The sequence below is a fragment of the Oleiharenicola lentus genome, assembly GCF_051660365.1.
Taxonomy (GTDB): Bacteria; Verrucomicrobiota; Verrucomicrobiia; order Opitutales; family Opitutaceae; genus Lacunisphaera; species Lacunisphaera lenta_A.
The window spans coordinates 3,331,931-3,358,247 of the sequence record NZ_JBOZXB010000001.1 but is presented as its reverse complement, the minus strand read 5'-3'; the positions used below and the strand labels follow the sequence as shown (position 1 = coordinate 3,358,247).

The following is a 26,317-nucleotide window of genomic DNA, read 5'->3' as shown; positions in this document are numbered from 1 at the left end:
GTGATTGATTAAAAAATTAGAAACGGGTGCCGAAAGAGAAGTTAAACTGCGTGCCTTGTTTATTGAATTTGTCGCCCGTGAGCGGAATACCGAAATCGAGGCTGAGCGGCGCACCCGCGACAAACAAGCGCAGACCGATACCGATGTTATCGTTGTAGTCTGCCGGGCTGAAATCATACGGATCAGTGTTTACGAAGCCACCATCGTAGAACAACGCGGCGCGGACGGGTTTCACAACGTCGAGCGAGTATTCGATGCTGACAAATCCATATGTGTTACCGCCCAAAGGTTCGCCGTTGCTGTCTTTCGGACCGACAGTGCGGAATTCAAAACCGCGTAAGGTTTGCGGCCCGCCGAGGTAGTAACGGTCATAGAAAGGCACGCCCAGCGTGAAGGGCAACGAAGTCTCAGGAAGGCCGGTGAGCGGGTTGGTGATCGTGCGAGTTTGTGGTTTATCGCTGTCACCAAATGAATCCGCGACACCCACGCGACCGATGACAGAGATGACCTGCTCCTGGAATTCCGCGATCGGGAAGAACTTCGAGCCACGGAACTCGATCTTGTAGTAATTATTGTCGCCACCGAACGGTCCGCCGGCGAGGCCGAGATCCAGCGTCGCATAGTTACCGCGCGTGGTGTTGATGATCTTGTCACGCGTGTCCTGAGTAAGACTCAGATTGATCTTCGACGTAGTGCTCTCACCGGCGAGGAACTGAATTTGCGAAGGAGCCGAGGTCGAAACGTTATCGATGCTGATAATTTCGTAGCTATACGACAGGCGCGACTCCAACCAGTAGAAGAGACGTTTGCGGAGGTAAACTTCGCCGCCGGTGCGGATTTCTTCGTAGAACGAACTGTTGTAGTCGGACGAGGTGCGCAGCAATTGGAAGCCGAGCGACAATTCGCGTTCCAAGAACCATGGCTCTTCGAAGGCGAGAATCACTTCGCTCGACTGCGAACCGATCTGGAAGCGAAGGCGGAACTTCTGGCCGTCGCCTTGGAAAAAGGAGCGGCGGTTAAACAAATCGAAGTTCGACTGCGTGACTTCCGCGAAGACCACGGCGCGTTCCAGCGAGCTGAAACCAGCGCCGAAAGTGAGGTTACCCGTGCGAGCTTCCGTGACCGCGATCTTGAGGTTACGGCGACCGGGAATGTTGGTCGACTCTGGCGTGACGTTAACCGGGTCTTCGAAGAAACGCGTGTTTTCGAGGCGCAGTTTGCTGACCTTCATCAACACCGAGCTGAAGACATCGCCCGGCCCGAGTGCGAGTTCGCGGATGATCACGATGCTCTTGGTCTTGGTGTTGCCCTCGATGTTGATGGACTCGACTTGGAATTTTTCGCTCTCGGTGATCTGGTATTCGATATCGATGTTACCGGTCTGGAGATTGGGTTTACGCACGAGACGGACGCGCGTTTCGAGGTAACCATCACGACCGTAGAAGTCTTCCATCGTCTCGATGTCTTTATCGAGTTTCGACGGCACGAAAATCTGGCCCTTCTTCTGACGCGGCACGTAACGCAGCAGGCGGGACGAATAAATCTTGTTACCGGAGAAGCTGATGTCGCCGATGCGATATTGACGACCTTCCGTGACGCGGAGCGTGATGACCAGCTTGTCAGGCTTCGGGTAGTCGAACGTGATTTTGTCCTCAGGAATTTCGACGTCGAGGTAACCCTCTTCCTTATAGTAGTCGCGCAGCTTGCCCAAATCCTCGTCAAACTCGTCGTCTTTCAAACGGCCGCTGCCCGTGAGCCACGAGAACATGTGCCACTTGCGCGTCTCCATTTCTTTACGGAGCTTCTTGGCTTTGATGTGATCGTTGCCGACGAAGTTGACTGCGGAAATCTTAACCCGCGCGCCCTCGCGAATCTTAAACGTCACCGTGCCGAAACCCGTCTCGCGGTTGCGATCGATGCTGTAAGTGATCTGAGCCTGATTGTAGCCGCTCTTTTGGTAAAACTCGTAGATCTTCTGGGCGTCGTCCTTGATCTGGCGTTCATCGAGCGCGCCGTTGGATGCCGTCTTGATTTCCTTCAGCAGGCGGCGCTCTTTGTATTTTTTGTTACCGTCGAATTGCACTGCCAGCACGCGGAACTTCGGAGTTACATCGACGACTAGATTCACCACATTGCCGGGCCGGGACTCACGTTTGACTTCGATGAACTCGAACAACCCCGTGCGGTAAAGGGAACGGATGTCGCGATCGATCAGCGATTCGTCGAGTTCCGACTCTTCACGCAACGACATGTTGGCGCGGACGATCTGCTCGCTGACGTTGGCCATGCCCACGAACTTGATCGTGATGGTGCCAATGCGCGGTGCAGCCTGCTGCTGTTGCGCAGACGGAGCTGATAGCTGCGCGCGCAAGCCGGAGGCGCTGACCACGAGGAAAATGAAGGCGAGCAGAACCCGCGCAAACGGGTTACGGTGTGAAGTTTTCAAAGCGCGTAATTTCTTGAAGGAAAGTTAGTTTCAAATCACCTACCGGCCCGTTACGTTGCTTGGCAACGATTAAATCCGCAGCGTTGGCGGCGACCTGAAATTTTTCATCGGCATCTTTAGGGCGAGACAGCATCAGCACCACGTCAGCATCTTGCTCGATGGAGCCAGATTCACGCAAGTCGGACAAACGAGGGGTGCGGTTTTCCTTTTCAGAGGCACGATTAAGCTGACTTAGAACAATCACTGGCAAGTCTAGTTCCTTCGCCATCGCCTTTAATCCACGAGAAACTTCCGCAACTTGCTGTTCGCGCGGCGAGCGCGGGTCAGAACCACTCACCAGCTGCAAGTAATCGACGACAATCAGGCCGAGTTTCTTGCGTGCGTAGATACGACGGGCCTTGGCGCGCATTTCCATGATCGTGAGATTGGACGAATCATCGATGAAAACGGGCGCTTTCTTGAATTCCTCGGCCGCCTTGCCGAGATCATTGATTTGCTGGCTGTCGCGACCGATCAACCCATCGCGCAAGAGCTTCAAATTCACGCGGGAACGCGAAGTCAGCATACGCAGGGCAAGTTGCGATGAACTCATTTCGAGCGAGAACACGAGCGTCGGCACGGCCTCGCGGCCTGGCTTCGGCAACGCCGCCGATTCCGCGATGTTCAACGCGAAACTGGTCTTACCCATGGAAGGACGAGCCGCGACGATGATCATTTCCTGTTTCTGGAAACCAAACGTCATCGCGTCCAAATCTTTGAACCCCGAAGACACGCCCGTGAGCTCACCCTTCTTGAGCAACATCTTGGCAATGACCGCGTTGGCATCCTTGATGGCGTCTTTGATTTCCTTGGCACTATCACTGACGCGGTCTTGCGTAACCTTGAACAAATCCTGCTCCACTTTATCGACGAACTCTTCGAGTCCGCCCGTGAAGCTGTAGCAGTTTTCCACCGCGCCCGTGGCGGCTTTGATCAGTTCACGCAGCAGGTGTTTTTCACGGACTTTATCGATGAAATACCCAGCGTGCGCGGTCGTTGGGATCTTGCCCGTGACCTGCATCAAATACGGAAACCCGCCCACCGCATCGAGTTGACGGCGGGTTTTTAACTCCTCCGCCAGCACCTCGAGTGTCACCGGCGAGCCTTTTTGATAAAGCTCGATGGTGATCTCAAACAACAGCCGGTTGGCCGGATAATAAAACGATTCGGCCGAGATGCGCGCTTCGAGACAGCGTGCGATCGTGTCATTACCGTCTAACAGACAGCAGGCAATGACATGCTCTTCCGCCTCCACGCTGTGTGGAGGCGAACGATCAGGGGCGGAGGAAGGCAGCGTCTCTTCAGGCGATGACCGTCCGCGCCGGGATGTAGCGGGCGTCAGAGCCATGTCCGGTCAGAATCGGAGGTCCGAAGACCTTACGAAGCGGCTGGCTCGATCGGGTTTTCGGAAACGACGTCGAAGGTGAGATCGACGCTGACCTCAGGGTGCAGCTTGATCTTAACTTCGTGCTTACCGAGGGTCTTGATCGGCTGGCCGAGGTGGATGCGCTTCTTCTCGATTTCGATGCCGGCCGCGGAGAGCTTGGCGTGGATATCGTTCGCGGTGACCGCACCAAACAGCTTGCCGCCTTCGCCCGTTTTCACGGCGATAGCGATGCCCGCTTTCTCGATTTGCTTGGCGAGCGCCTGGGCGCCGTCGAGCTCTTTGGCTTCGCGGAGACCGCGGGCTTTCTTGAGCGCTTCGACGCGCTTGCGGTTAGCTTCGGTGACCGAAACCGCTTTGCCTTGCGGCAGGAGGAAATTGCGCGCGTAACCGGCGCGGACTTTGACCTGATCGCCTTCGGCGCCAAGGCCGTCGACTGGTTGGAGGAGGAGAACTTCGTGATTAGCCATGATCGTAACTGTGTTGAATGATTTAGTTTAAATGAGTGCGACGGCGCGATTTAGAACGGCACGTCTTCGTCGAGGTTTTCTTGCGCAGGAGCTGCGGAAGCACGGGGAGCGCTGGTGCGCGGAGCGGGCGAACGGAATTCGCCGCCAGCGGGAGCCGCGCCACCACCCTCACCGCCACCGGGCGCGCCGTCGCGACCGCTGCCGAGGAATTGGAAATTATCGCAGACCACTTTCATGCGGCTGCGTTTTTCCTTGGTGGTTTTGTCTTCCCATTGATCGAGCCGCAGGCGGCCTTCGACGAAAAGCGGGCGGCCTTTGACGCAATACTTGGCGATGTTTTCGCCCGATTTGCCCCAAGCTTCGATGTCCACGTAGGTAACCTCTTCACGGTCGGCGCCAGACTCGTCGCGAAACTTGCGGTTCACGGCCAGGCTGAACTGGCAAATGGCAGTGCCTTTCGGCGTGACCCGGAGTTCCGGATCGCGCGTCAGGTTGCCGATGAGCATGACTTTGTTGAGGTTGGCCATGGGAGGAAGCGGCGCGAAAGCCGTTTTTAGGCGTTCTCGACGAGAGCGCGGTAAACGCTGTCGTTGAGGCGCAGGCGCTCGTGCAACTGGGCCGGAGCGCCAGCGGGAGCGGAGAAATTCACCTGCACATAGACGCCGGCGGGGAATTTATCGTCGGTCTTGCGGGCGAAATCGCGGCGACCGAAGCTTTCGACGGCGGTGACTTCACCTTGGACGGCGGAGATTTCTTTCTTCACGCCATCGACGAGTTGGTCGACGGAGTCTTCCTTGCCGCGGTTATCAAGGATGAAGGTGGCTTTGTAGTTACGGTTTTTCTGGCTCATGGTGGTCTCGGCGATTGAGGAGGTTCATGGCTTCGGCGGGGCCGCGTGCAAGAAGCAGGCGAAGGCCGTCCATGAAAGGGTTTAATTTAGTTTCTAAAAGGGAGAGTTGTTCGGGTGAAAATTTTCCTAGCACGAAATCTTTGATGTCCATCCCGGTAGGTCGCGGGGCGTTTATACCGAGCCGGTAGCGGATAAATCCATTACCGAGGTGCTCGAGCAAACTCGCGATGCCGTTATGCCCGCCGGCGCTGCCGCTGACGGAGATTTTAACGCGGCCAGTGTCGATCGTGAGATCGTCGTAGGCTACGATAAGGGCATCCACCGGAACTTTGTGAAACGACATCAGCGCGCGGAGGGCGCGGCCGCTGTCGTTCATAAAGGTCTGCGGTTTGACGAGGAGTCGCGTGACACCGGGTCGGACATCCCAGCGGGCGGTTTCGGATTCGAAGCGAGTCTCAGACTTCCACTTCAAACCTTCGGCAGCAGCCAGCGCTTCGACCAAGGTAAAACCAAGGTTGTGGCGGGTGGCGGCGTATTCTCGCCCGGGATTGCCCAGTCCAGCGATTAGCGTGACGGACATGACTCAAAGAACAGCGTGAAAAACGGTGCGTCCGCGAACGGACGCACCGTGGAAAAACATTACTTCTTGGCCGGAGCGGCGGCCTTTGCGTCCTTCGCAGGAGCGGCGGCTTTCGCGTCCTTCGCAGGAGCGGCACCAGCAGCAGGAGCGGCAGCACCCGCGGCAGGAGCGGCACCGGCAGCAGGAGCGGCGGCACCGTCGGCAGCAGCTGCGCCCGCGGCAGGAGCGGCGGCGGCAACTTCTTCCTGAGGAGCCACGCAGAGCACCACGGCTTGATTCGGGCTGTCGAGGAGTTCGACGCCAGAGGGAGCCTTCAGCTCGCTGACATGAAGGGCTTCACCCATCTTGAGTTCGGTGATGTCGACCTCGATAAATTCAGGGAGATCCTTCGGCAGTGTGCGGATACGCAGGCGCTTGGTGGCGATGTCGAGCACGCCGCCTTCGGTCTTAACGCCGTAGGCTTCGCCGACGACGCGGACGGTGACGTTGATCACCATCTTCTCGTTTTCCTTTACTTCCTGAAGGTCGAGGTGGAGATATTTGTCGGTGATCGGGTCGCGTTGCACTTCTTGAAGGAAGGAAAGCGCCGAGGAACCGGCGGTGCGCTTGAGTTCGATGAGCGCGGCGCGGCCACGGATCTCCTTAAGCAGTTTGACGAATTCAGGGCTGTTCACAGCCAGGGACTCGGGATTCGTGTGTTTTCCGTAGAGGATGGCCGGGATCTGATTGGCCTTGCGCAGACGGCGGGAAGCGCTGCGACCTGTGCCCTCGCGGGATGAGACGGTGAGTTGGTATTTCTTCATAATTTCGTTCCCCCTGTGACTCCGGAATTAGAGGCAGGCGTAGTGGAAAAGGGTGCGACTTCAACGTTCCGTCGCTCTGTAGGCAATCAAAACTTTGGATCCGCGCCGGAATTCTCGTTTTTACAAAACGCCTCCAATCGCGCCCAGCGACTCCCGAAATCAAGCCACAAAAAAGCCAACACGCATAACGTGTTGGCTTAAAATGGCTGCCCGGGTAGGGATCGAACCTACGACCAAGTGATTAACAGTCACCTGCTCTACCACTGAGCTACCAGGCAATGAAAGAGGGCAGAAAAAAGAGAGCCCACCTTGCACTTGTCAACTCCCGTCTCCGCAGAAAATCTGACTATTTCGCCCGCCCCTCACGCGGAATGGTTTTCCAAGAGCGGAAAGCAATTCCTCAAACACACCTCACCGCTCCTCCATATGACAGGCACCGGCAAATTATCACGCGGCACAACTTAAACGGAGCCTGCTAGCCAACTCCGGTGGTAGCGGGTGCGGCAGCCCAATAGCCGTCATCTGGAGCACTCACTGGACGATCGCGAACGTTTAATAAATTCGTTGTCACACCTTCATAGTTATCAAAGCGTGCCTGCGTGCGTCCCAAAAAGAAGATTTCGCAAACCCACCTCGCGAAAGAACTCGGTGTTTCCCAAGCCCTCGTCTCGCTCGCGCTGAACGGACGCAGCGACGGCATCAATCCCGACACCTACAAACGCATCTGGGATCACGCCATCAGCCTCGGCTACCTGCCGAAAGGCATGCGCGTGGAATCCACCCCTGAATCTTCCCGCACGCGGCAGATTGGCTACATCTTAAGAGCACCGCTGCGGCTTTACATCCCGAGCACTTACTTCGGGCACGTCCAACACGGCTTGCATCAGGAACTGGAAAATCACGGCGCACGCCTGGTGTTTCTGGGCGCCGAAGACGAGCTCTCGCCCGAAAAACTGCGCACTTTTTTTCATCCGAGTCATCATCTGAGCGGCGTCGTAGTGCTGGGCGAAGTGGCCAAACCTTTCATCGAGCAGCTGCGCAAACTCACTCGGCGCGTCGTGGTCGTCTCGTCGCGCTACCAAGGCCTTTGCCATTCCGTGCTCGGTAATGAGCCGGAAGCGCTCACGGAGTTGGTGCGCCACCTTTTCAATCTCGGCCATCAACGCATCGGCTGGCTCGGCGGCAATGCGTCGCTCGGTCGTCACGACGCGCGCCTTTCCGCATTAAAGGATGCGCTGAAGATTCTCGGGCTCTCCATCGATCCGCGTTACACCATCGTGCTAAACCAGGCTGACCGCGCCGAGGGCGCCGAAGCGATCCACGCGATGCTGAAGCTCTCACGTCGAAAGGATTTTCCGACCGCGTTTGTCACTTATAACACCCAGATGGCTTTCGGCGCGGCACTCGGACTCGAGCGCGAAGGCTGGAAAGTTCCGGGTGACATCAGCCTCGCTTCCGCCGACGTTTCGCGGCTCAGCGTCGAGGGCGCGCTCCGCATCACCGGTGCCGGCACGAGCCCGGATAAACTTGGCGAAGCCGCCGCCCGCCTCGCGCTGGGCGAAGGCCTCCCGAGCGAAGGCTTCACCGATCTCATTCTCCCCGCTCCGTTGATCGTGGGCAATTCCACCGGCCCCGCGCGCGAGAGTTAACCGGATCGCGGGACGGATCCCCGCTCAATTAATTTTTATGCTTGGAACCTCATAATTATTAATCCTAGTTGGATTTTCTCCCCAACCCCGCCGTTTCTCGCCGATGACAAAATACGACTACGCCGTCCTCATTTTCTATTTCGTGTACATGCTGGCGATCAGCTGGGTGTTCAGAAAATTCGTCACCAACGTCAGCGACTATTTTCGCGGCGGCGGCAAAGCGGTGTGGTGGATGGTCGGTGGCTCGGCCTTCATGGCGGCATTCAGCGCGTGGACGTTCACCGGCGCGGCGAGCAAAGCTTACACTGACGGCTGGCCGATCATGGTGATCTACGTCGCGAACGCCGTGGGCTTCATTCTGAACGCTGTCTACTTCGCACCACGCTTCCGCCAGACGCGCGTGATCACGTCCGTCGAAGCGGTGCGCCAGCGCTTCGGCGCCGTGAGCGAGCAAGTCATGATGTGGCTCCAAATCCCGCTCAGCACGCTTCAAGCGGCGATTCACCTGAATGCGCTCGGCGTCTTCTTTGCCGCGATTTTTGGTTTGGATCTCACGCTCACGCTCGTCGTCACGGGCTGTGTGGTGGTCGTCATGACTTTACTGGGCGGGAGTTGGGCGGTGCTCGCCGCAGATTTTATTCAAGTGCTGATTCTCATGCCCGTGTGCGCCGCCGTCACGGTGCTCGCAATTCTCCGGCTCGGTGGCTGGGACGGTTTCCTTGCCGGGCTGCCTGCGTCGCACATGAATCTGGGCGAGATTTTCACGAAGGAATTTCTCGGGCTCTGGTGCGCAGCGATGTTGCTCAAACAAATCACAAGCACGAATAATCTCTTCGAGGCTGGTCGCTACTTGAGCGTAAAAGACAGCCGCCACGCGCGCTGGGCTGGTTATCTCGGCGCAGTGCTTTTCCTCGTCGGCATCTTCATCTGGTTTCTTCCGCCGATGGCCGCGAAAGCACTCAACGTCGACCTGAACGCCATGTTCCCCACGCTCGCCGGCAGCGCAGACGAAGCGTCTTTCATCGCGATCTCCCAAGTCGTAATGCCAGTCGGCATGCTCGGTTTACTCGTGAGTGGAATTTTCGCCGCGACCATGTCCGGCATGGATTCTGGTCTAAACAAAAACGCCGGTTTCTTCGTCAAAAATTTCTACCAAACTTTTATCAACCCGACCGCTGCTGACGCCAAGATGCTCAAGCTCGGTCGCATCGTGACGTTTATCCTCGGCGTCATCGTCATCTACATTTCTGTGCGCATGGCGGAGATCAAAGACCTCGGTCTTTTCCTCATGATGCAGCGCGTCAGCATCTTGGTCGGCGTGCCCGTCACGGTTCCCTTATTGCTCGGCTTGGTGATTCGCCAAACGCCGCCGTGGTCGGCCTGGAGCACGGTGTTGGTCGGCTTCTTCGGCTCGATTTTCGTCGGGCAGCTTTTCACCCCCGAGTGGGGCGCGTCGCTCTTCGGTTACGCCGCACCGGTCGATGCCGCGTCACGCGAATACTGGATCCAAGGTTTCCAATTCTTCGCCAACGTCATCCTCGCCTCCACGTGGTTCATCGGCACGAAACTTTTCTGGAGCCGCTGCACGCCTGAATATCGCGCGCAAGTCTCCACCTTTTTCAAGCGGATGGAAACGCCCGTTAATTTCGACGAAGAAGAAGGCGCGGCTAACGCGAACGACGATCGTCAGCAATCCGCCGTCGGCTGGCTCTCGATCGCTTACGGTGTATTCGTCTGCTTGCTCGCGTTTATTCCCAACGCGCTCGTCGGTCGCCTCGCCTTCCTCGGCTGTGGCGGTGTCGTGGTGCTGATCGGCGCCATCCTGATTCGGCAGTCCCGCCGCCCGATCGTTCGCAGCAGCTAATAAAAATCGGCCCGCGCACCGGGCTCTTCACCTCGCAACGCACAGCGATCAAAGAAATATTAGCCCGTTACTAATAATTATGATTTTTGGCTTGAAACTCCGGTTAACCGGAAAAGCTTGTCGCCCTACCCTCGCCGCGCCCCGTGCGGCTGTCCTTAAACCCAACCTACCCATGATCCATCCCCTGCATCGCATGGCGCCGCGCGCGCTCGCGCTGGCGGCGATTGCCTCGGCATCCGCAGCCTTCGCCCAAACCACCACGCCCTCTCCGGTCTCCGACGAAGTGGTCACCCTGCCGGCGTTCCAAGTCAGCGGCACGTCCACGAGCGAATACCTCGCCGCCGAATCAGTGACCGGCACGCGCGTCGCTTCGAAAATCAAAGAGCTCCCTTTCACCGTAAACGTCGTCACCGGCGACTTCCTCGATGATTTCGCGGCGTTCGAATTTCGCGATCAGTTCGGCTACACGAGCAGTGTGTCCGCGTGGGAAACGCTTTCGACCGGTTACAGCCTCCGCGGCTTCGACGCCGACGTCCAACTGCGCAATGGTTTCCGCCGCATCGGCCTCATCGATAAAGTAAACGTCGAGCGCGCCGAAGTCATCAAAGGCCCCGCGGCTTCCATCTATGGCACGGTGCTCCCCGGCGGCACGATTAACGTCATCACCAAGAAACCGAAAACAAAAGCGCAGCAACGCGTGAGCTTCAGCGTCGGCAGCAACGATCTCATCCGCGGCCAGCTCTCATCCACCGGCCCGCTCGGCAACAGCGACAAGCTTTTCTACCGTGTCGATGCCGCGCACGACGAAAGCGGTTACGACCAGCTCTTCAAGCAGCGCAAGACCGACACCGTTTCCACGCAGCTCCAATGGAAGCCGTCTGCGAACACGAGCTTGCTCGCCGAAGTCGAATACCTCGAACGCGCCGAAGACGGCATCTCCAGCGCGACCGTGCCGTTCCGCATCCAAACCGGCGTCGCCGACCCGTATCGCGTCGCGTCGCAAAATCGCACTTATACGCGCTACGTCGGCATCGCGACCGAGGTGTTCGATTTTAACTCCCAAGGCCCGCTCAACTATTCCAACCGCGACGTCCTCAATCTTACGCTCACGTTCGAGCACAAGATCAACGACACCTTCTCCCTGCGCAGCGGCGCGAACTGGTTTGATCGTGGTCTCGAGCGCCAGGAAGTGGGCGGACGCGACCAATACAACCCGACCACCGGCGCTGTCCAACGCGGCACGCCGCGTCTCCGCCCGTTCGGCGAAGGCGGCGCGAGTTGGCAGACCGATTTGCTCGCACAGTGGGAAAGCGGCGCGATCAAACACAAGACGCTCCTCACGTTTGACTATCAGCGTCAGAGCGAAACACCCGAGCGTTACGACATGAAAACCGACGCCGCCAGCCTCGCGCTCGGCATGCCCGCCTCAGTCGTCTCCGGCGGTCTCAGCGTCGCCTCGCCCAACTACGCTTTCGTCACGTATCGCGAAAACCCTTCGCTCTACACGCTCGCGCAAAAAGAAGACAACTCGCTCGACATCTACGGCCTTTTCCTGAGCGAACGCGCCACGTTCTTCGACAACCGCGCCAACGTGATGACCGGCGTGCGCTACGATTACGTTGAAAACGAATCGAAAAACCTCGTCACGAACACGTCCTCGTCGCCGCACAGCGACGAAGTGAGCTACCAACTCGGCGCGAATTTCGCGGTGGTGAAAAACCTTATGCTTTTCGCCAACCTGAGCCGCTCGTTCGTCCCGCAATTCCGCGTCGGCAACAATCTCGACGGCACCACGTTTGATTTGCCCAACGAATTCGGCGAAGGCTGGGAAGTCGGCGCGAAGGCTTCGTTCTTTAACGATCACCTCGCGTTCACGGCGACCTATTTCGACATCCAGCGCGAAAACGTCGCGCGTGATACCACCGATCCGCTCACCGGCATCGCGATCACCGTGCTCTCCGGCATCGAGGCGTCGAAAGGTTACGAGTTCGATTTCAACTGGATCCCGACCAACCGCCTGCAATTCTTCGGCGGCTACGGCTACAACGACACGGAAGTCGTCAGCAACGCGCAAGCCCCGCACCTCCAAGGGGTGCCGCTGCGCCGCGCTCCGAAGGACAATCTCGGCGTCGGCATGAAATACGAATTCAAGGACGGCCGCTGGAAAGGCGTCTATGCGACCGCGGGCTATAAATATTACGGCCGCTCCATCGCCAACCCGTCGACCGGCCGCAGCATAACCGCGTCCGCCGCAAATCCCATCGTCAACAACCCAATGCCGAACGGTCTGCTGCCTTTTCCGAACCAGCCGCAAGGTGCCGTCATCACCGCCGGCAGCGTGCGCGTCGACGACGGGCGCGAGTCCATCTACAACAGCGCTTACGATGTCGTCGAAGCCGGCATCGGCTACAAGTGGAAGACCGCCCGCCGTTACAGCCACAAGGTGCAATTCAACATGAGCAACATCCTCGACGAACGTTATACCTACGGCTCGACCGGCCAGGGTCAAGGCCAGGCCTTCGTCGCCACCTACGACTTGAGCTTCTAATGTCACTCGCACGAAGCCGGGCCAACCGCCTCGGCGCCCGGCTTCGTCGCTCTACTCTCCTGCGAGCATAATTCGGTTAACAATCTAACTGACAACGCACTGCCCTTGCGGCTCCCCGCTGTTAATTTCATCGACGCCCCGTTCATGCCCGCACCCCGTGGAAAACTTGTCCTCCTGCCCCCCAATCGTGTTTGGCGCACCTATCAAGGTGGGCGCACGCTGGATCGTCTGGCTGGAAACACAGCTCCGGCGGATTCGCATTTTCCCGAAGACTGGGTCGCGTCCACCACCCGCGCGACCAACATCGGCCGCGAAACCATTCGCGAAGGCATCGCCCAAGTGCTGGTCGGCGGCGCATCGCACGACTTCGCCGCATTGCTCGCCAGCGACCCCGAATATTTTCTCGGCTCCGCGCATGCCGCCCAGTTCGGCGCGCAACCTCACTTGCTCGTCAAGCTTCTCGATCCGGCCATCCGCCTCCACTTTCAGGCTCACCCCACGGCCGACTTTGCCCGACGTTTTCTCAATTCACCCAGCGGCAAAACCGAGGCTTACCACATCCTCGCTGCGCGACCAGAAACTCCGCAGCCGTATATTTACCTCGGGTTTCAACGCCCGCCCAAGCGCGACGCGCTCCGCCGGATGATTGCAACGCAGGACATCGCCGCGCTCGAAGCGTGCTTTGACAAAATCCCCGTGAATCCCGGCGACACTTATTTGGTCCCCGGCGGCGTGCCGCACGCGCTCGGCGAAGGCGTGCTGCTCGTGGAAATTCAAGAGCCGAGCGATCTCGTCGTGCGCGCTGAATTCGAACGTGGCGGCTACGTCCTGCCCGAAAGCGCGCGCTTCATGAATCGCGGCCTCGAATTCTGCCTCGATATTTTCGATTACAGCGCGTGGCCCGCCAACCGCTTGCTCGCCGAAGCCGCGTGTCCACCGCGTCGTCGTCGCGCACTCGGCCCCGATTCGTATCAAGACAACCTCATCGGCCCAGAGCGCACGCCCTGCTTCCAGGTCCGTCAGTCGCACCTCCGCGGCCCCGTCACGAAAACCGAAGAGAGCGCCTACATCGCCGTCGTCACCGAAGGCACCTGCACCGCCACCGTCGGCGGCGAGACGCATCACCTTTCGCGTTACGATAAATTTTTCTGCGCGGCGGGCCTCGGCGCCGTCCAATTCACGCCCTCGCCCACCGCCACCTTGCTGGAGTGCTATCCGCCCGCCGCCTGACATGCCACGTCCCACTTCCATTCTCGCCGCCATCACCACTCAGGAACTCCGCGAGTTCCTGCCCGACCCGTTGCTCGGTCAGGTCACGGCGCTCACCGAAAATTTTTCCCACCTCGACACCGACGGCCTCGCCACGGCGGATTTCCATCGCGCTCTCGCCGCCGCCAATCCGGAAGTGCTGATCGCCTGCTGGAAAACTCCCGCGCTGCCCGCGCAACTCCCGCCCAATCTCCGTTACGTGTGCTACCTCGCGGGCTCGATTAAAAAAATCATCACGCGCGATCACATCGAACACGGCCTCATCGTCACGAACTGGGGCGGCTCTATCAGCCGCATCGTCGCTGAATGGGCACTCTTCCACGTGCTCTCCTGCTTGCGCCGCGCCACGCACTGGACCCTCGAAATGCACCGCGAAGGCGGCTGGAAAAATGGCGGCACGGAAACCGCCTCGCTTTTCGGACGTCGCATCGGCCTGCACGGTTTCGGCCAGGTCGCGCGCGAACTCGTCGCGCTGCTCAAACCGTTTGGCTGCGAGATCTCCGCCTTCGCGCCCGACGTCAATCAATCCACCGACACGAACTACGGCGTGAAACCCGCTGCGTCGCTCGACGCTCTTTTCGCGGAGAACGACATCATCGTCGAACTCGCGCCGTTGATTCCATCCACTACCGGAATCATCACTGAAAAATTGCTCCGCCTCATCCGACCCGGCGGCGTCTTCGTTAACGTCGGCCGCGGCGCGGTCGTCGACGAGGCCGCGCTCCTGCGTGTCGCCCAGGAAGGCAAAATCATGGTCGGCCTCGACGTGTTCAGCATCGAACCGCTGCCCGTCGATTCCGGTTTCCGCGGTCTGCCCAACGTCACGCTCACGCCGCACCTCGCCGGCCCCACGACCGATCGCCGCCGCGACGCCGGCAGCTACGCCGTGCAAAATCTCCTCGCCTACGCCGAAGACCGCGCGATGCCGTCCACTATCACCACGCGCGTGTTCGATACCTCGACGTAAGTTCATCCTCATTGCGTCGAGCACCGCAATGTTTTCGTGCTCCCCAATTCTCTCCCGTGAACCTCCCCGCCACTTATATTCACTGGCAGGATTCGGCCCGCCGTCTCCTCGAACCACTCGCCGCACTGATACAGCCCGGCCACGCGGATCTCGATCTTCACGGCGCCGCCTCCGACCACGACAAACAAGCCGATCGCCTCGAAAGCTTCGCGCGCCCGCTCACGCTCGCCGCGTTTTGGCTGCATTCGACCGCGCGTTCCGAAGACGCAGCGTTTCGCGAAGAAATTTCCACGTGGTTCCGCGCCGCACTCGTCGCCGGCACGAATCCGTCGAGCCCGCATTACTGGGGCCCCGACGCCAGCTATCACCAGCACCACGTCGAGATGGGCCTCATGGCCATCGCGCTACAAATCGCCGAGCGCGACGTCTGGGCGCCACTTTCCGCCGACGAAAAAAAACAAGCCGCCCGCTGGTTCGCGACGTGTCGAGGCGGCGGCATTGTTAACAACAACCATTTGTTCATGTCGGTGCACATTCTCGAATTTCTCGGCCAAGCCGGCTTCGCGCACCGCACCGATCGCGCCGTCATCACCGCACATTTGAACCAACTCGAAACCATGCACCGCGGCGGCGGTTGGTTCGAAGACGGCATCAACCAAGCCTACGATCACTACAACGCCTACGCATTTCACTTCTACGGCCTGATGTGGGCACACCTCCACGGCGTGCAGGACATGACGCGCGCGGAACGTTGGCGCGGTTGGGGAAAACTCTTTGTCGCCGACTACCAGCATTTCTTCGCCGCCAGCGGCGAACATCCCGCCTTCGGCCGTTCGATTACGTATCGTTTCAACTGCCTCAATGTCTTCGGTCTCGCACTCGCCGAGGATTGCACCGATCTCGCGCCCGGCCTGTTGCGTCGACTGTGCACGCGCAACCTCGACTTCTTTCTCTCGAAACCGATTTACCAGGACCAAGGCTGCCTCAGCTACGGCTTCACCGACACGTTTCCAAAAATCGTCGAAGCCTACTCGTGCGCCGCGTCACCGTATTGGGCCGCAAAAGGATTCACGCCGCTCTTGCTCCCACCCAATCACGCGTTCTGGAACGACGCCGAGCAACCGCTGCCCGCCGAGCGCAGTTTCGTGCGCGTTATGAAAGCGCCCGGCCTCATCACGCGCAGCGTGCCCGGCGGCGACATCGAAATCCTCAACGCCGGCTCGATGGTCGGTAACACGCAGCTCCGCTACGGCCCGTGGAAATGGAGTAAACTCTCCTACCGCACCGGCGTGCACTTCACGTTCGCATTTCCCGAAATCAGCGCAGTCTCGTTCGACAGCGCGCTCACCGCGGAACTCGACGATGGCCGCGTTTACGGACGCCACTCGACCGTCGCCGTCGAACTCGAAAACGATCACCTCGGCTACAGCTACAATCTCGGTTTCAAAACCGGCCAGGCAAACACCGGCGTCGAGACATTCATCTTTTGGAAAGACGGCTGGCTGCTCCACGTGCACCATTACGACGCCCAACAACCCGTCGTCCTCCGCGTCGGCGGCTTCGCGCTGCCGATGAGCGAGAGCCACGCATTGCTCTCCGATCCAGGCCAACACCTCTCCGCGTTCTGCGACAGCCGCGGCAGCGCGCTGCAACTATTGTCGAACGGCTTCACGCCCGGTTGGGACAACCGTCTCGATGATAAATCCGAGCGCCGCCACGTCGCCGCGCCGTATCACGCGACTCCCGTTTTCAAATCCGTGCGCCACACCGGCGCGGGCATCATCGTGGGAGTTTCGTGGACCGGTTCAGACGAAGCCGAATCCGCGCCGTGGAAAATCACCCGCAGCACCGCCGGCGAATTGGCGCTGCACCACCCGAAACTCGGCCCGTGGGAAATCCGTCACTGGTCCCTCCCCGCCCTCAAATCCTGAACCAACCAAACCGTTTGTCATATAATATATGACAAATGCCCGCGCCATGAATCGCCTCTTTCTCTTAATCTTTTTCTTTCCTCTTTCTCTCGGTTTCTCACTCAACGCTTCCGCCGCGCAAAATGCTGCGTCTGTCGTTCCTTCTGCCGCGCCGCGCACCAACATCATCCACGGCCGCGCCGACGCGTTCCGTGCTTACGTGCGCACCGGCGAAGGCGCGAAGGCCTTCGCGAAACTCAAAGCTGATCTCGACAAAAAATATCTCACGATGCCGTTTCCCGCGGAGCCGGTGACCTACGGGGATCCGGCGCCGAGCAAACGCACCTCCGACATGGCCGACAAATGGCGAAGCGTGCAGGACATCTGCGGCATCCTCTCCGCCGTCGCCGAAGCTTCCGCGCTAAGCTGGATCGTAACGGGCGAAGATAAGTATTTGGCGAAAGCGAAGGAAATTCTCCTCGAAACGAGCAAATGGCATTTCGCTCCCGATTGGAAATCCGGCCCCGTCATCGGTGCCACCGACATTTATTACAACGACGAAGCCCACTTCCGGCTCTGGCGAAAACTGCCGCTCGTTTACGACCAGATCCGCGACCAACTCACGCCCGCGGAGAAAAAAATCATCCTCGATCATTTCCGCGAACGCGGGCGTCGTTCCTTCGCGTGGATCGAGCACGAGGGAAATATTTCCAAAATCACACGCAATTCCATCGAAGCGGACTTGTCGTCGCATCCCGTGCGTTTCATGCCGATGACCGGTCTCACGGCGCTCGCGCTTTGGGATGATCTGCCCGAAGCGCGGCAGTGGTGGGACTACGCGTATAAGTTTTACCGCGACCAATTCAGCCCGTGGGGCGGCGACGAAGGCGGCTGGGCCGAGGGCAACGCCTACTGGCGCGGCACGTTCGAACACGCGGCGTTTCAAGACGCACTCCTCGCGATCCACGACCCGCTCGCCTACGCGACGCCGTTTTGGAAGAACTCCCCACTCTTCGCGATCTACCACGTCCAGCCTTACCTCCACACGACTTTCGGCGACACCTCCAATGCGGGGCATTTCAATCTCGAGCCGGTCATTTCGGATTACATGGAGCATCTCGCGCGTGTGCAGCAAAACGGCACGCTCCTCACCTACGCCGCGCTCGGCACCGACCAACGCACGCGTCCGATCGACAAAGGTCTCGATGAGCTCGGACGCAATTACCCGACGGCGGCCGAGTTTATCGTGCGCAATTTCATCGCTTCCGAAAAACCACTGCCAACTGCACGCCCGTTGAGCGAGTTACCCGCGAATCGTTATTTCAGCGACGTGGGTTGGGTTTCCCTGCACAGCGCGCTCGGGAAGCCAAACGATGATATTCACGTGACCTTCAAGTCGTCGCCTTACGGCTCGTTCAGTCACAGCCACGCCGACCAAAATAGTTTTATCCTGAACGCCTATGGTGAAGGCCTTGCGATCAATTCCGCCTACCGCGAATTCCACAACTCCCAGCACCATCGCGGCTGGACGCGCCAGACGATTTCGAAAAACACTCTGCTCATCGACGGTCAGGGCCAGAAAGCGCAAAGCAAGCTCTCGACCGGCAAGATCACGCGCTACGAAGAAAAACCGCGCTACGTCTGGACGACTGGCGACGCCACGAAAGCCTACAGCGCGGCGCAACCGAAGGGTCAGGTTAAACAAGTGACGCGCGATCTCGTGTTCGTCGATTCGCGTTATGTTATCTTGCGCGACCATGTCGTGCTCGCGAAGCCCGCGAAACTGTCGTGGCTTCTCCACTCCGAAAAAGACCTGCAGTGGGACGCCAGCACCTCCACCGCGAGGATTCGCGGCCCGCAAAAAAAATCTTCGCTCACCACTCAAGTGCTCGCCAGCGGCGTGCAGTGGAACGGCAACGTCACCGATCAATTCCCCGTGCCGGTCGATCCGAAATACAAACGCGGCGAAATCGGCGGTTCCTACCTCACCGGCACGTGGCACGATCAAGCGCACCTCACGCTTGAGTCCGCTACCGCTGCCGGCGAGTTTGTCGTATTCTCCGTGTTGTGGCCCGAACGCGGCACGACCCCGGCAAAACTTACCGCCACGCTCAACGGCAACCAACTCACCATCGTCCGCCCCGACGGCAAAACCGACCTGCTCACCCTTTCCGATGATTCGCTCATCCTTCGCTAAAAGCTGCGCTCTCGCGCTCGTTTTAATCCTCAGTGTCCGCAGCCAAGCTGGGGAAACATTTCTGCTCAAGGCTCAAGAGATTGAGACACTCGCTGCAGAATCGCCGAAAGCACTGAAGGCCAAAATAGTCACGGTCGCCGACAAATCGGTTAAATCGCCCAGCGGCGATCAACACGACTACGTCAGCTTCGCGCGCTACTACTGGCCCGATCCGAAAAAACCGGACGGCATGCCTTACGTCAGTCGCGACGGACAGCACAACCACGAGCAAGTGGCCAAAGGCGATCGCTATCGAATCGGAAATTTCTGCGACACCCTCGCCGCGCTCGCCGCCGCGTGGCGCGTGCATCACGACGAAGCCGCCGCCCGTCGCGCCGGCGAGTGGTTGCGGGCGTGGCTTGTCACGCCCGCCACCCGCATGAATCCACATCTCGACTATGCGCAGGTGCGGCTCGGTCATAACGAAAATCGCGGCAATCCCGCCGGGGTGCTCGACTCACGCGATTTGGCCAAGGTGATCGATTCGCTGATTTTGCTCGAAGACTCACCCGCCCTCACCGTCGACGACAAGAGCGCCATACGCGCTTGGTTCTCAAAATTCCTTCACTGGCTCGAAACCGCACCCAACGCGCTCGCCGAGCGCACCGCCAAAAACAACCACGGCGCGTGGTATTTCGCCCAAGCGATTCCGATCGCGCGCTACGTCGGTCGTGATGATCTCGCACGCCAGCTGATCGAGGAAGACAAAGCGCTTATCGCTCACCAAATCAAAGCCGACGGCAGCCAGCCTGAGGAGATTCGTCGCGTCGACGGCCTCGGTTACAGCCGCTTCAACCTCGAAGCTCACGCGACCGTGGCCCGCGTCGCCGCCGGACTTGGGGCAGACTTGTGGAGTTACACCGCACCGAACGGCGCCAACCTCCGCAACGCCGTCACGTTCCTCCAGCCCTACAATGCGCATCCAGAAAAATGGCCGCATTCCCAAAACGAAAAACTGCGCGCCGGGTTCCTCGATGACCTCATTCAAGAAGCCGCCCCGCGTGAGGCCGAGAGCAAGGCCCGCTAATTGCCGGCCAGCGCACCGGTTCTCTGAGCACACCAGTGCCGAGGCCTCGCGTCGCTCGGCGCGTTTTACTTCATGGGCTGGTTAAGTGTAATTCTTTCGCTTCCATGATCCGTTCACTCCTCACGGTTTTGTTAGCTTCGTTGCTACTCGCGTCGTCCCACGCCGCTCAACGCGACTGCGAGGTGAACGTGAATGTGGACATGACCGTGGCCGGCCGAAAGATCGCGCCACCCACGAAGGAGAAACCCATTCATTATTACCCGGTCGTCGGTTCTTTTAAAAGTGCCACTCGCGGCGACCCGCTCCCCGACCAGCGCAAAACCCTGCGCGCATTCGCCGTCGCGCTTGCCCGGCAAAATTACCTGGTCATGAGCCAGCAAGTTCCGCCGACCGTGGTGCTGGTTTTTCGCTGGGGCGCCGTCGATCCGGAAATCGAAGAGTTCGAAATACCCGGCGAAGCCTCGCCGCTCGAAGTGTTCTCCAATCAAAATGAAATGTTCACGCTCGTGGGCGGAAACCAAGTCGATCCACTGAGTATTCCGATGGTTCAGGAAGCCGTGAACGATGATTCCCGTGACAGTCGTTATTTCATCGTCGTCACCGCTTACGACTATGCCTCGTTCGCTCAAAAGAAAAAAGTCCCGCTCTGGCGTGCGCGCATGAGCACGCATTCCGAAGGGGTGATGATGGACGATGTCGCCGCCGCTCTCATCACCAGCGGCGCACCGCACTTCGGCGTGGAAACCAAAAAACCAGTTCGCACGCTCGTGTCGTTGGAACGCAAAGGGCGCGTGGATCTCGGTGAACTCGAAGTGAAGGCATACCTCGATCAAAGCGTCCCCAATTCCAAAAAACCTTAATCCCATGTCCCTTAAAAAACAGTTTCTCAAAGCACTGCGCTGCGTCGTCATTCCGCTCGTGCTCGGCACCCAGCTCCGAGCCCAAGAGCCCGACGAAAAAAAGACCCCCGCCAAATCGGTGGTCACCCCGCTCACGTTGCCTGGCGCGGAGAGTTTTATTTACCACGAGGTCGCGCCCGAACCGATGCGCCTGCACGTGTTCAAACCGGAAGGCTGGAAGGCCACCGACCAGCGTCCCGTTTACATTCACTTTTTCGGCGGCGGTTTCGTGCGCGGCGTGCCGACGAATTCCGCCGGCTTCGCCAAGCAAGCCGCGGCGTGGGGCATGATCGGCGTCGCCGCCGATTACCGGGTTTCCTCGCGTCACAAAACCGACGCGACCGCGTGCATCGCCGACGCGCGCGCGGCAGTTAACTGGCTGCAAACGCATGCGAAAGAACTCGGCCTCGATCCGAGGAAAATAGTAGTCGGCGGTTCATCCGCCGGCGGACACCTCGCCATCTGGACCGCGATTACCAAAACGCCCCCGGGCAGCGATCCCCAGGAAACGCCGCTCGAAAAACCGGTCGCACTGATCTTGATGTGGCCCGCCGCCGACACTTCCTCGGATGGGAAAGGCCAGCGTAGCGAGCGATTTGCTGGCCACGGCGACGCCTGTTCCGCCACTCAAAATCTCGATCTGAAAATGCCGCCGTCGCTCCTGCTCCACGGCGACAAAGACCCGACGGTGCCTTACGCGATCGCGCAGGAACTGCATCAAAAGCTGATCACGACCGGCAACACCTGCGAATTCATCACGATGACCGGCTGCGGCCATGGGGCGACGGTGCCCGAGTGGAAAGCAAAGTTGCCCGCTTTAATGGAAAAATTCCTGACCGATCAAAAGATTCTCCCCGTCGGGAAATAGTAACCGTCCGAAATTGGAGGCGGGGCCATCAGCCTCGCGGGACATCATCTTCGAAATACCTGTGTAGGTGGCGGGCTTGCACGCCACGTTGCGCGCGAGCGCGCAACCTACATTGACGCTGACCAAGTCGCTAACTCGCGGGGCTGATGGCCCCGCCTCCATTTGACGCGCACCGAAGCGCCAGGATTTAACTCACCACCAGCCGCGTTCCGTCGCCACCCGCAGCGGTTCTTCCAACGGGGCGAGGTGCGGATGCCACAAGCGTTCCCACTCCAGGCTGATCGGGCCGTGGTATTCCTGTTTCAAAATTTCGCGCAGCGGTGCCATCGGAAATTCGCCATCGCCTGGCAGCACGTAGCTGAACGGGTGCTTACCACTCGGGACACTGACGCTGTCTTTCACATGCAGGTGCACGACGTCGGCTTTGATCGCGTGCCACGTATCGACGGGATTTTCGCCGCCGCGTTTCCACGTGTGATGCGTGTCCCACAAAATGCCGATGCGCGGCGCGAGTTTCAGGAAACGATTGATCGCGTTCGCCGTGAACAACAAGTCGTGCGTCTCGATCATGATGTCGGCGCGCCAATTATTTTTTGCACGCAACTCGCGCCACCAGTGCACCGTGGCGGCAGCGGCAGCGAGTTCGGCGTCACTGTCGGTTTTGCCGCCATCGAATACCCGCAGCCATTTCACGCCGAGTGCTTCTGCCCATGGCAGGAATGCGAGAAACTGTTCGCGCTGCACATCCGTGTCGCCGATCAGATGCAGGCTCGTGTCGAGTGAGACGAGGCGCACCGGCGAGTTTTTCAAGTGCTCTGCGAGTTGCGCGGGCGTGCCGTAGGTCTTCGAGAAATAGCCCACGACGTCCACGCCGCCAGCGACCGCGCGCAGTTCCACCAACGGCAGGCTGTGGCGCTGCGCCAGTGCGAGCGCGCCGTCGAGCGAGAGTTCAGGGCAGCCGAGGCTGGAAAACGTGCGTTGGTAGCTCATGGGGCGGCGATGCTGCAAAGTGTGAGCCGAGATTGACGAGAAAAAAAAGGCCGCCCCCACGGCGGCCTCATAACCCTGACAATTATTTCAGATTAGAATTTGGCCGAGAGACTGAGCACGAAACGTGACGGCAAACCGCGCGCCTGATTGGCGGGGAAATACTGTTCGTCAGTCACATTTTTCCAAGACAGCGAAGCGCCCATGTCGCGGCCGTGCCACTTCCAATCGTAGCCAACGACCGCATCGAACACCGTGTGCGCGTCGTAGAAGAGCGTCGGGTTCGCCGTGCGTTGCGCTTTTTCACCCGTGTAAACAAAACCACCGGCAACCCACAATCCGCGCAGCGAGCCGTCATTGAACGAATAACGGGACCACAACGAACCGAGCGTTTCAGCCGAGCCTTCCGGCACGGCATTCAACACTAGGCCGACAGCTTCGTTGTAAGCGGCGACATACGCGGCTTGGTAAATCGGATCCGCGTTTACGGGGATCGCCGGGAACGTGGCCTTCGTGGTCTTGATGTCCATGAATGTCGCGGTCGCGTAGATCTGCCAGTTGTCGAGTGGCGACCAAGTGACTTCCATTTCCACGCCTTCGCTTTCGTCGACCGTGCCTTGGCGGGTGATCGTCGGGAAGGTGCCGTCAACGGCGGTTTCGCGGAAACGCAGGATGCGATTTTCGCGCTCCAGATGAAAGAGCGACACCGTGGACGAAACGCGACCGTTGAAGAAATCGGTCTTCACGCCGAATTCGTAACCGCTGCCCGTCGTCGGCAACGCCGGCGCGCTGATCGTCAGCGGATTCGTCGTCGCATTAGTCGGGAGCGCGGGATTGTAAGCCGGGTTGAAAAGCGTGAGCACGCGTTCCTCGATGAAAAACGACTCCGAGTAGCTCGCGAACAACAGCAGGTCGCGGCGCACTTTGTAACCGATGCCGAATTGCGGCGTGGTTTTCGTGGCTTCGTAATCCGGATCCGGGATCGTGGCGCCCGGCACGGCGGCCACGGTCGGAAGATAGTTGATGCCGGTGGATTTGGTTTTGTTGTAGCGCGCGCCGCCGATCGCGATCAGGCGGTCGTCGAAGAAGCTCGCATTCAGCACGCCGTAAAGCGCGCTCTCCTCGCCGGTGCCTTCGCGAAGATTGCCCCACGGCAAAGAAAACTCGTCGTAGAGGCCGGAGCGATCCCAGGTCGACGGGTTATTGTAATCCCAAGGCTGGAAGTGTTGCGTCGGCGTCGTGTTGACGTTCGCCACGCCGGCCCCCGGGGCCGTGGTGCTTTCGCGACGACGCGCGAAGCTTTCGCTCTTGCTGAGATAAGCGCCGAAAAGCGGCTTCACCGTGACGTTGCCGAGTGCGAGCTTGCCCGTGACTTCGGCTTGGAAGGTGTCGGAGTTGCCCGCGGATTCTTCGATGCGCTTGCGGCGCGTGAGCAGCGCAGACGCCGTCTTGTTCGGATCGGAAAGAATTGCAGGATTGGCGACGACTTCGGCGACGTAATCGAAACGATTTTTCGTCGCGAGATACGCCGCAGCCGGCGTCACCGTGAACTCGGCCAGGCCGGTGAGTTTATTGCCGATGTAGAAATCGTTCCACGCGTAATTCACGCGTGCCGTCCAGTTGCTGCCGAGGTTGATCGCGTATTCGAGGTTGAACGAATCGAAGTCGGATTTGCGGTAATCGGTGTCGTTCACGTAATTGAAATCATACGGCAGCGGCGGCGCGGCGCGGAAACCGAGGTTCAAATTACCGACGTCGACATAGGCCTGCGCACGGGCGCGGTCAGCGACGTTCGGGAAATTAGCGGCGGTCGCGGCAACGCTGACCGAGAGATTCGGCATCATGCCGACGAGCGGCGTTTCGCGGCGACGGAAGCGTTCGTAGTCGAGGATGAGCGTAGAGTTCTCGGTGACTTTAAACGCCACACTCGGCGCGATGAGCGTGGATTTGCTTTCGCCCGGGTCAGTCCATTGGAAGCCGTTTTCGTAGGCGCCGACAAGGCGGGCCTTGAAGCGACCACCGGCGTTTTCGGGCGCGAGATTCACATCGAGATCGGTGCGCAGAAAACTGTCAGTGCCGACCTGCTGTTTGATTTGCGTGAACGATTTGTCCTGCGGGCGCTTGGTGATGTAGTTCACCGTGCCGCCCGGCGTGATCTGGCCATAAAGGAGCGAGGCTGGACCTTTGACCACTTCGACGCGTGTGATGTTACCGGCGTCGACGTAACGATTGCCGATGAACCCGTTGCGTTGCGGCGTGACGTCACCGTCGAAACCACGAATCGAATAACGATTGTTACCCTGCGTAAATTCTTTCGCCCCACTCGTGACGCCAGGAGCGAAGTTCACGATATCCGTCAGCTCGCGCGCCCCGGTGTCGGTGATGAATTGCTCCGTTAACGCCGTGATGGCGAACGGCAGATCTTTAATGGGCGTGTCGACGCGTGTCGCGGACACGGAATTGGTAGCGCGATAACCTTTATCCTGACTGGTGGAAACGGTGAAGGTCGGCAACTCGACGGTCGAGCCGGGAGCTTGCGCATCGGTCGGCGTGGTCGTCTGAGCGACGGCTCGAAGGGAAAGAAAGGCCAGACAGCAAAAGCCTGCTGTCCGCGCCCGCGTAAATCCAGCGGATTGGCGGAGGGTCATACGATAAGGGGTTAAGGGGAGTAAGTTGGCTAATAATTATGATAATCATAAAATATCAAGTGTTATGTAGCTCTGAGAATCGGCTTATTTTTTATTATCGGAAGGCCACCACGATCGAATCTCGCGGGCCATTTGCACTATGAAATTTCATCTCAAACAGCTCGATTGGCTTGTTTCGCTGAACGCACTTTTAAGCCATTTTTTTGCTTGATGCGAAAATCATAAAAAACAGCCTCGAAGCTACTTTGGCTACCCCGCCCGACAAATTCGACTTCAGCGTGCTGCGTCGCTTGCGCGAGCAGCATGAGATGACGCTGGCCGATCTCTCGGAAAAATCAGGCGTGTCGGCGGCAGTGATTTCGAAGCTCGAACGCAACCAACAGTCCGCGGAGCTCGACACGCTGTATCGCCTCGGTCGCGCGTTCGGCATGAGCGCCACCGACCTGCTCGCGCTCGCGGAGTCGCCCCTTGCCCATCGCAGCGAAGAAGCTTCGCATCGCGCCGGCCAATTTAAGTTTCGCGAAATCCGTTTTGCGAACGTCGTTGGATTGCTTGGCACTGCGCCCGCGAACTCGAAAGTCTCACGGCCTGAGATCCACCACGACGACACCGAGGTATGTTGGGTGCTTGAAGGAAAACTCCGCCTCACGCTGCCGCACGAAGAGTGCTTGTTGACCGCCGGCCAGTGCATGCAATTCGACGCGATCCAGCAGCATACCTACGAGTCGCTCGAAGAAAGCCGTTTTCTGATTCTCCACCTGCGGAAGGACAAACGTTACTAAGCTCAAAATTTCAGCACAGGGAACACTGCGCAGCGCACACAGAGTTTATTTTACCCCCAAGGTCCTTCCCTCGCCTCACTTTACTCCGTGA

At 59.0% G+C, this 26,317-nt stretch carries 20 protein-coding genes and 1 tRNA gene; 11 read left to right on the top strand and 10 right to left on the bottom strand.

What is annotated here, in order from left to right; genetic code table 11:
- Positions 1-16: 16 nt before the first annotated feature.
- From bamA to ACRRQW_RS13110, 8 genes are all read right to left on the bottom strand, one after another.
- Positions 17-2,446 (bottom strand): outer membrane protein assembly factor BamA, encoded by a 2,430-nt coding sequence (bamA, locus tag ACRRQW_RS13145; protein WP_438481925.1) that lies wholly within the window; start codon positions 2,444-2,446, stop codon positions 17-19.
- Positions 2,427-3,833, bottom strand: coding sequence for a replicative DNA helicase (gene dnaB / locus ACRRQW_RS13140; RefSeq protein ID WP_438481924.1), 1,407 nt, complete (start codon positions 3,831-3,833; stop codon positions 2,427-2,429). The genes bamA and dnaB overlap by 20 nt, the downstream gene beginning before the upstream one ends.
- Before the next feature lie 29 nt (positions 3,834-3,862).
- Positions 3,863-4,339, bottom strand: coding sequence for a 50S ribosomal protein L9 (gene rplI / locus ACRRQW_RS13135; protein WP_438481923.1), 477 nt, complete (start codon positions 4,337-4,339; stop codon positions 3,863-3,865).
- A 50-nt stretch (positions 4,340-4,389) separates the two neighbouring features.
- A complete protein-coding gene (locus ACRRQW_RS13130) occupies positions 4,390-4,866 on the bottom strand; it encodes a single-stranded DNA-binding protein (RefSeq protein ID WP_438481922.1) in 477 nt (158 codons plus the stop codon).
- Positions 4,867-4,892: 26 nt separating this feature from the next.
- A complete protein-coding gene (gene rpsF, locus ACRRQW_RS13125; protein ID WP_438481921.1) occupies positions 4,893-5,189 on the bottom strand; it encodes a 30S ribosomal protein S6 in 297 nt (98 codons plus the stop codon).
- A complete protein-coding gene (gene pth / locus ACRRQW_RS13120; protein ID WP_438481920.1) occupies positions 5,170-5,769 on the bottom strand; it encodes an aminoacyl-tRNA hydrolase in 600 nt (199 codons plus the stop codon). Before pth ends, rpsF begins: the two co-directional genes overlap by 20 nt.
- Before the next feature lie 59 nt (positions 5,770-5,828).
- On the bottom strand, positions 5,829-6,572 hold the full coding sequence (locus ACRRQW_RS13115; protein ID WP_438481919.1) for a 50S ribosomal protein L25: 744 nt from the start codon (positions 6,570-6,572) through the stop codon (positions 5,829-5,831).
- Positions 6,573-6,775: 203 nt separating this feature from the next.
- Positions 6,776-6,850, bottom strand: a tRNA-Asn gene (locus tag ACRRQW_RS13110).
- A 321-nt stretch (positions 6,851-7,171) separates the two neighbouring features.
- Here ACRRQW_RS13110 and ACRRQW_RS13105 point away from each other — a divergent pair.
- The 10 genes from ACRRQW_RS13105 (at position 7,172) to ACRRQW_RS13060 (ending at position 21,809) form a co-directional block, all read left to right on the top strand.
- Complete coding sequence (locus ACRRQW_RS13105) at positions 7,172-8,221, top strand: LacI family DNA-binding transcriptional regulator (protein WP_438481918.1); 1,050 nt, start codon at positions 7,172-7,174, stop codon at positions 8,219-8,221.
- A gap of 103 nt (positions 8,222-8,324) precedes the next feature.
- Positions 8,325-10,085, top strand: a complete 1,761-nt coding sequence (locus ACRRQW_RS13100; protein ID WP_438481917.1) for a sodium:solute symporter family transporter — start codon at positions 8,325-8,327, stop codon at positions 10,083-10,085.
- Positions 10,086-10,257: 172 nt separating this feature from the next.
- Positions 10,258-12,633: a TonB-dependent siderophore receptor gene (locus tag ACRRQW_RS13095; protein WP_438481916.1), complete on the top strand. Its 2,376-nt coding sequence runs from the start codon at positions 10,258-10,260 to the stop codon at positions 12,631-12,633.
- A gap of 144 nt (positions 12,634-12,777) precedes the next feature.
- Positions 12,778-13,863, top strand: coding sequence for a class I mannose-6-phosphate isomerase (locus ACRRQW_RS13090; protein WP_438481915.1), 1,086 nt, complete (start codon positions 12,778-12,780; stop codon positions 13,861-13,863).
- A gap of 1 nt (position 13,864) precedes the next feature.
- Positions 13,865-14,869 (top strand): hydroxyacid dehydrogenase, encoded by a 1,005-nt coding sequence (locus tag ACRRQW_RS13085; RefSeq protein WP_438481914.1) that lies wholly within the window; start codon positions 13,865-13,867, stop codon positions 14,867-14,869.
- Positions 14,870-14,925: 56 nt separating this feature from the next.
- Positions 14,926-16,800: a DUF2264 domain-containing protein gene (locus tag ACRRQW_RS13080; protein WP_438481913.1), complete on the top strand. Its 1,875-nt coding sequence runs from the start codon at positions 14,926-14,928 to the stop codon at positions 16,798-16,800.
- Between the two features lie 46 nt (positions 16,801-16,846).
- A complete protein-coding gene (locus ACRRQW_RS13075; protein WP_438481912.1) occupies positions 16,847-18,976 on the top strand; it encodes a heparinase II/III domain-containing protein in 2,130 nt (709 codons plus the stop codon).
- Positions 18,954-20,042, top strand: a complete 1,089-nt coding sequence (locus ACRRQW_RS13070) for an alginate lyase family protein (protein ID WP_438481911.1) — start codon at positions 18,954-18,956, stop codon at positions 20,040-20,042. The genes ACRRQW_RS13075 and ACRRQW_RS13070 overlap by 23 nt, the downstream gene beginning before the upstream one ends.
- 104 nt (positions 20,043-20,146) lie before the next feature.
- Entirely contained in the window at positions 20,147-20,902 is a 756-nt protein-coding gene (locus ACRRQW_RS13065; RefSeq protein WP_438481910.1) for a hypothetical protein, read from the top strand.
- A 4-nt stretch (positions 20,903-20,906) separates the two neighbouring features.
- Positions 20,907-21,809, top strand: coding sequence for an alpha/beta hydrolase (locus ACRRQW_RS13060; protein ID WP_438481908.1), 903 nt, complete (start codon positions 20,907-20,909; stop codon positions 21,807-21,809).
- 192 nt (positions 21,810-22,001) lie between these two features.
- On the opposite strand, the gene ACRRQW_RS13055 is transcribed toward ACRRQW_RS13060, so the two are convergent.
- A complete protein-coding gene (locus ACRRQW_RS13055) occupies positions 22,002-22,799 on the bottom strand; it encodes a sugar phosphate isomerase/epimerase family protein (protein WP_438481907.1) in 798 nt (265 codons plus the stop codon).
- 92 nt (positions 22,800-22,891) lie between these two features.
- Positions 22,892-25,444 carry a TonB-dependent siderophore receptor gene (locus ACRRQW_RS13050; protein WP_438481906.1) on the bottom strand — a complete coding sequence of 851 codons (2,553 nt, stop codon included), beginning with the start codon at positions 25,442-25,444 and terminating at the stop codon, positions 22,892-22,894.
- Between the two features lie 245 nt (positions 25,445-25,689).
- Between ACRRQW_RS13050 and ACRRQW_RS13045 the strand changes: the two genes are divergently transcribed.
- Positions 25,690-26,226, top strand: a complete 537-nt coding sequence (locus tag ACRRQW_RS13045) for a helix-turn-helix domain-containing protein (RefSeq protein WP_438481905.1) — start codon at positions 25,690-25,692, stop codon at positions 26,224-26,226.
- Positions 26,227-26,317 lie beyond the last annotated feature (91 nt).

Bases quoted from the DNA above. Each gene is read 5' to 3' on its own strand.
- dnaB (WP_438481924.1), bottom strand. From the start codon at position 3,833: ATGGCTCTGACGCCCGCTACATCCCGGCGCGGACGGTCATCGCCTGAA.
- rplI (WP_438481923.1), bottom strand. From the start codon at position 4,339: ATGGCTAATCACGAAGTTCTCCTCCTCCAACCAGTCGACGGCCTTGGC.
- ACRRQW_RS13130 (WP_438481922.1), bottom strand. From the start codon at position 4,866: ATGGCCAACCTCAACAAAGTCATGCTCATCGGCAACCTGACGCGCGAT.
- rpsF (WP_438481921.1), bottom strand. From the start codon at position 5,189: ATGAGCCAGAAAAACCGTAACTACAAAGCCACCTTCATCCTTGATAAC.
- pth (WP_438481920.1), bottom strand. From the start codon at position 5,769: ATGTCCGTCACGCTAATCGCTGGACTGGGCAATCCCGGGCGAGAATAC.
- ACRRQW_RS13115 (WP_438481919.1), bottom strand. From the start codon at position 6,572: ATGAAGAAATACCAACTCACCGTCTCATCCCGCGAGGGCACAGGTCGC.
- ACRRQW_RS13100 (WP_438481917.1), top strand. From the start codon at position 8,325: ATGACAAAATACGACTACGCCGTCCTCATTTTCTATTTCGTGTACATG.
- ACRRQW_RS13095 (WP_438481916.1), top strand. From the start codon at position 10,258: ATGATCCATCCCCTGCATCGCATGGCGCCGCGCGCGCTCGCGCTGGCG.
- ACRRQW_RS13090 (WP_438481915.1), top strand. From the start codon at position 12,778: ATGCCCGCACCCCGTGGAAAACTTGTCCTCCTGCCCCCCAATCGTGTT.
- ACRRQW_RS13085 (WP_438481914.1), top strand. From the start codon at position 13,865: ATGCCACGTCCCACTTCCATTCTCGCCGCCATCACCACTCAGGAACTC.
- ACRRQW_RS13075 (WP_438481912.1), top strand. From the start codon at position 16,847: ATGAATCGCCTCTTTCTCTTAATCTTTTTCTTTCCTCTTTCTCTCGGT.
- ACRRQW_RS13070 (WP_438481911.1), top strand. From the start codon at position 18,954: ATGATTCGCTCATCCTTCGCTAAAAGCTGCGCTCTCGCGCTCGTTTTA.
- ACRRQW_RS13065 (WP_438481910.1), top strand. From the start codon at position 20,147: ATGATCCGTTCACTCCTCACGGTTTTGTTAGCTTCGTTGCTACTCGCG.
- ACRRQW_RS13060 (WP_438481908.1), top strand. From the start codon at position 20,907: ATGTCCCTTAAAAAACAGTTTCTCAAAGCACTGCGCTGCGTCGTCATT.
- ACRRQW_RS13055 (WP_438481907.1), bottom strand. From the start codon at position 22,799: ATGAGCTACCAACGCACGTTTTCCAGCCTCGGCTGCCCTGAACTCTCG.
- ACRRQW_RS13050 (WP_438481906.1), bottom strand. From the start codon at position 25,444: ATGACCCTCCGCCAATCCGCTGGATTTACGCGGGCGCGGACAGCAGGC.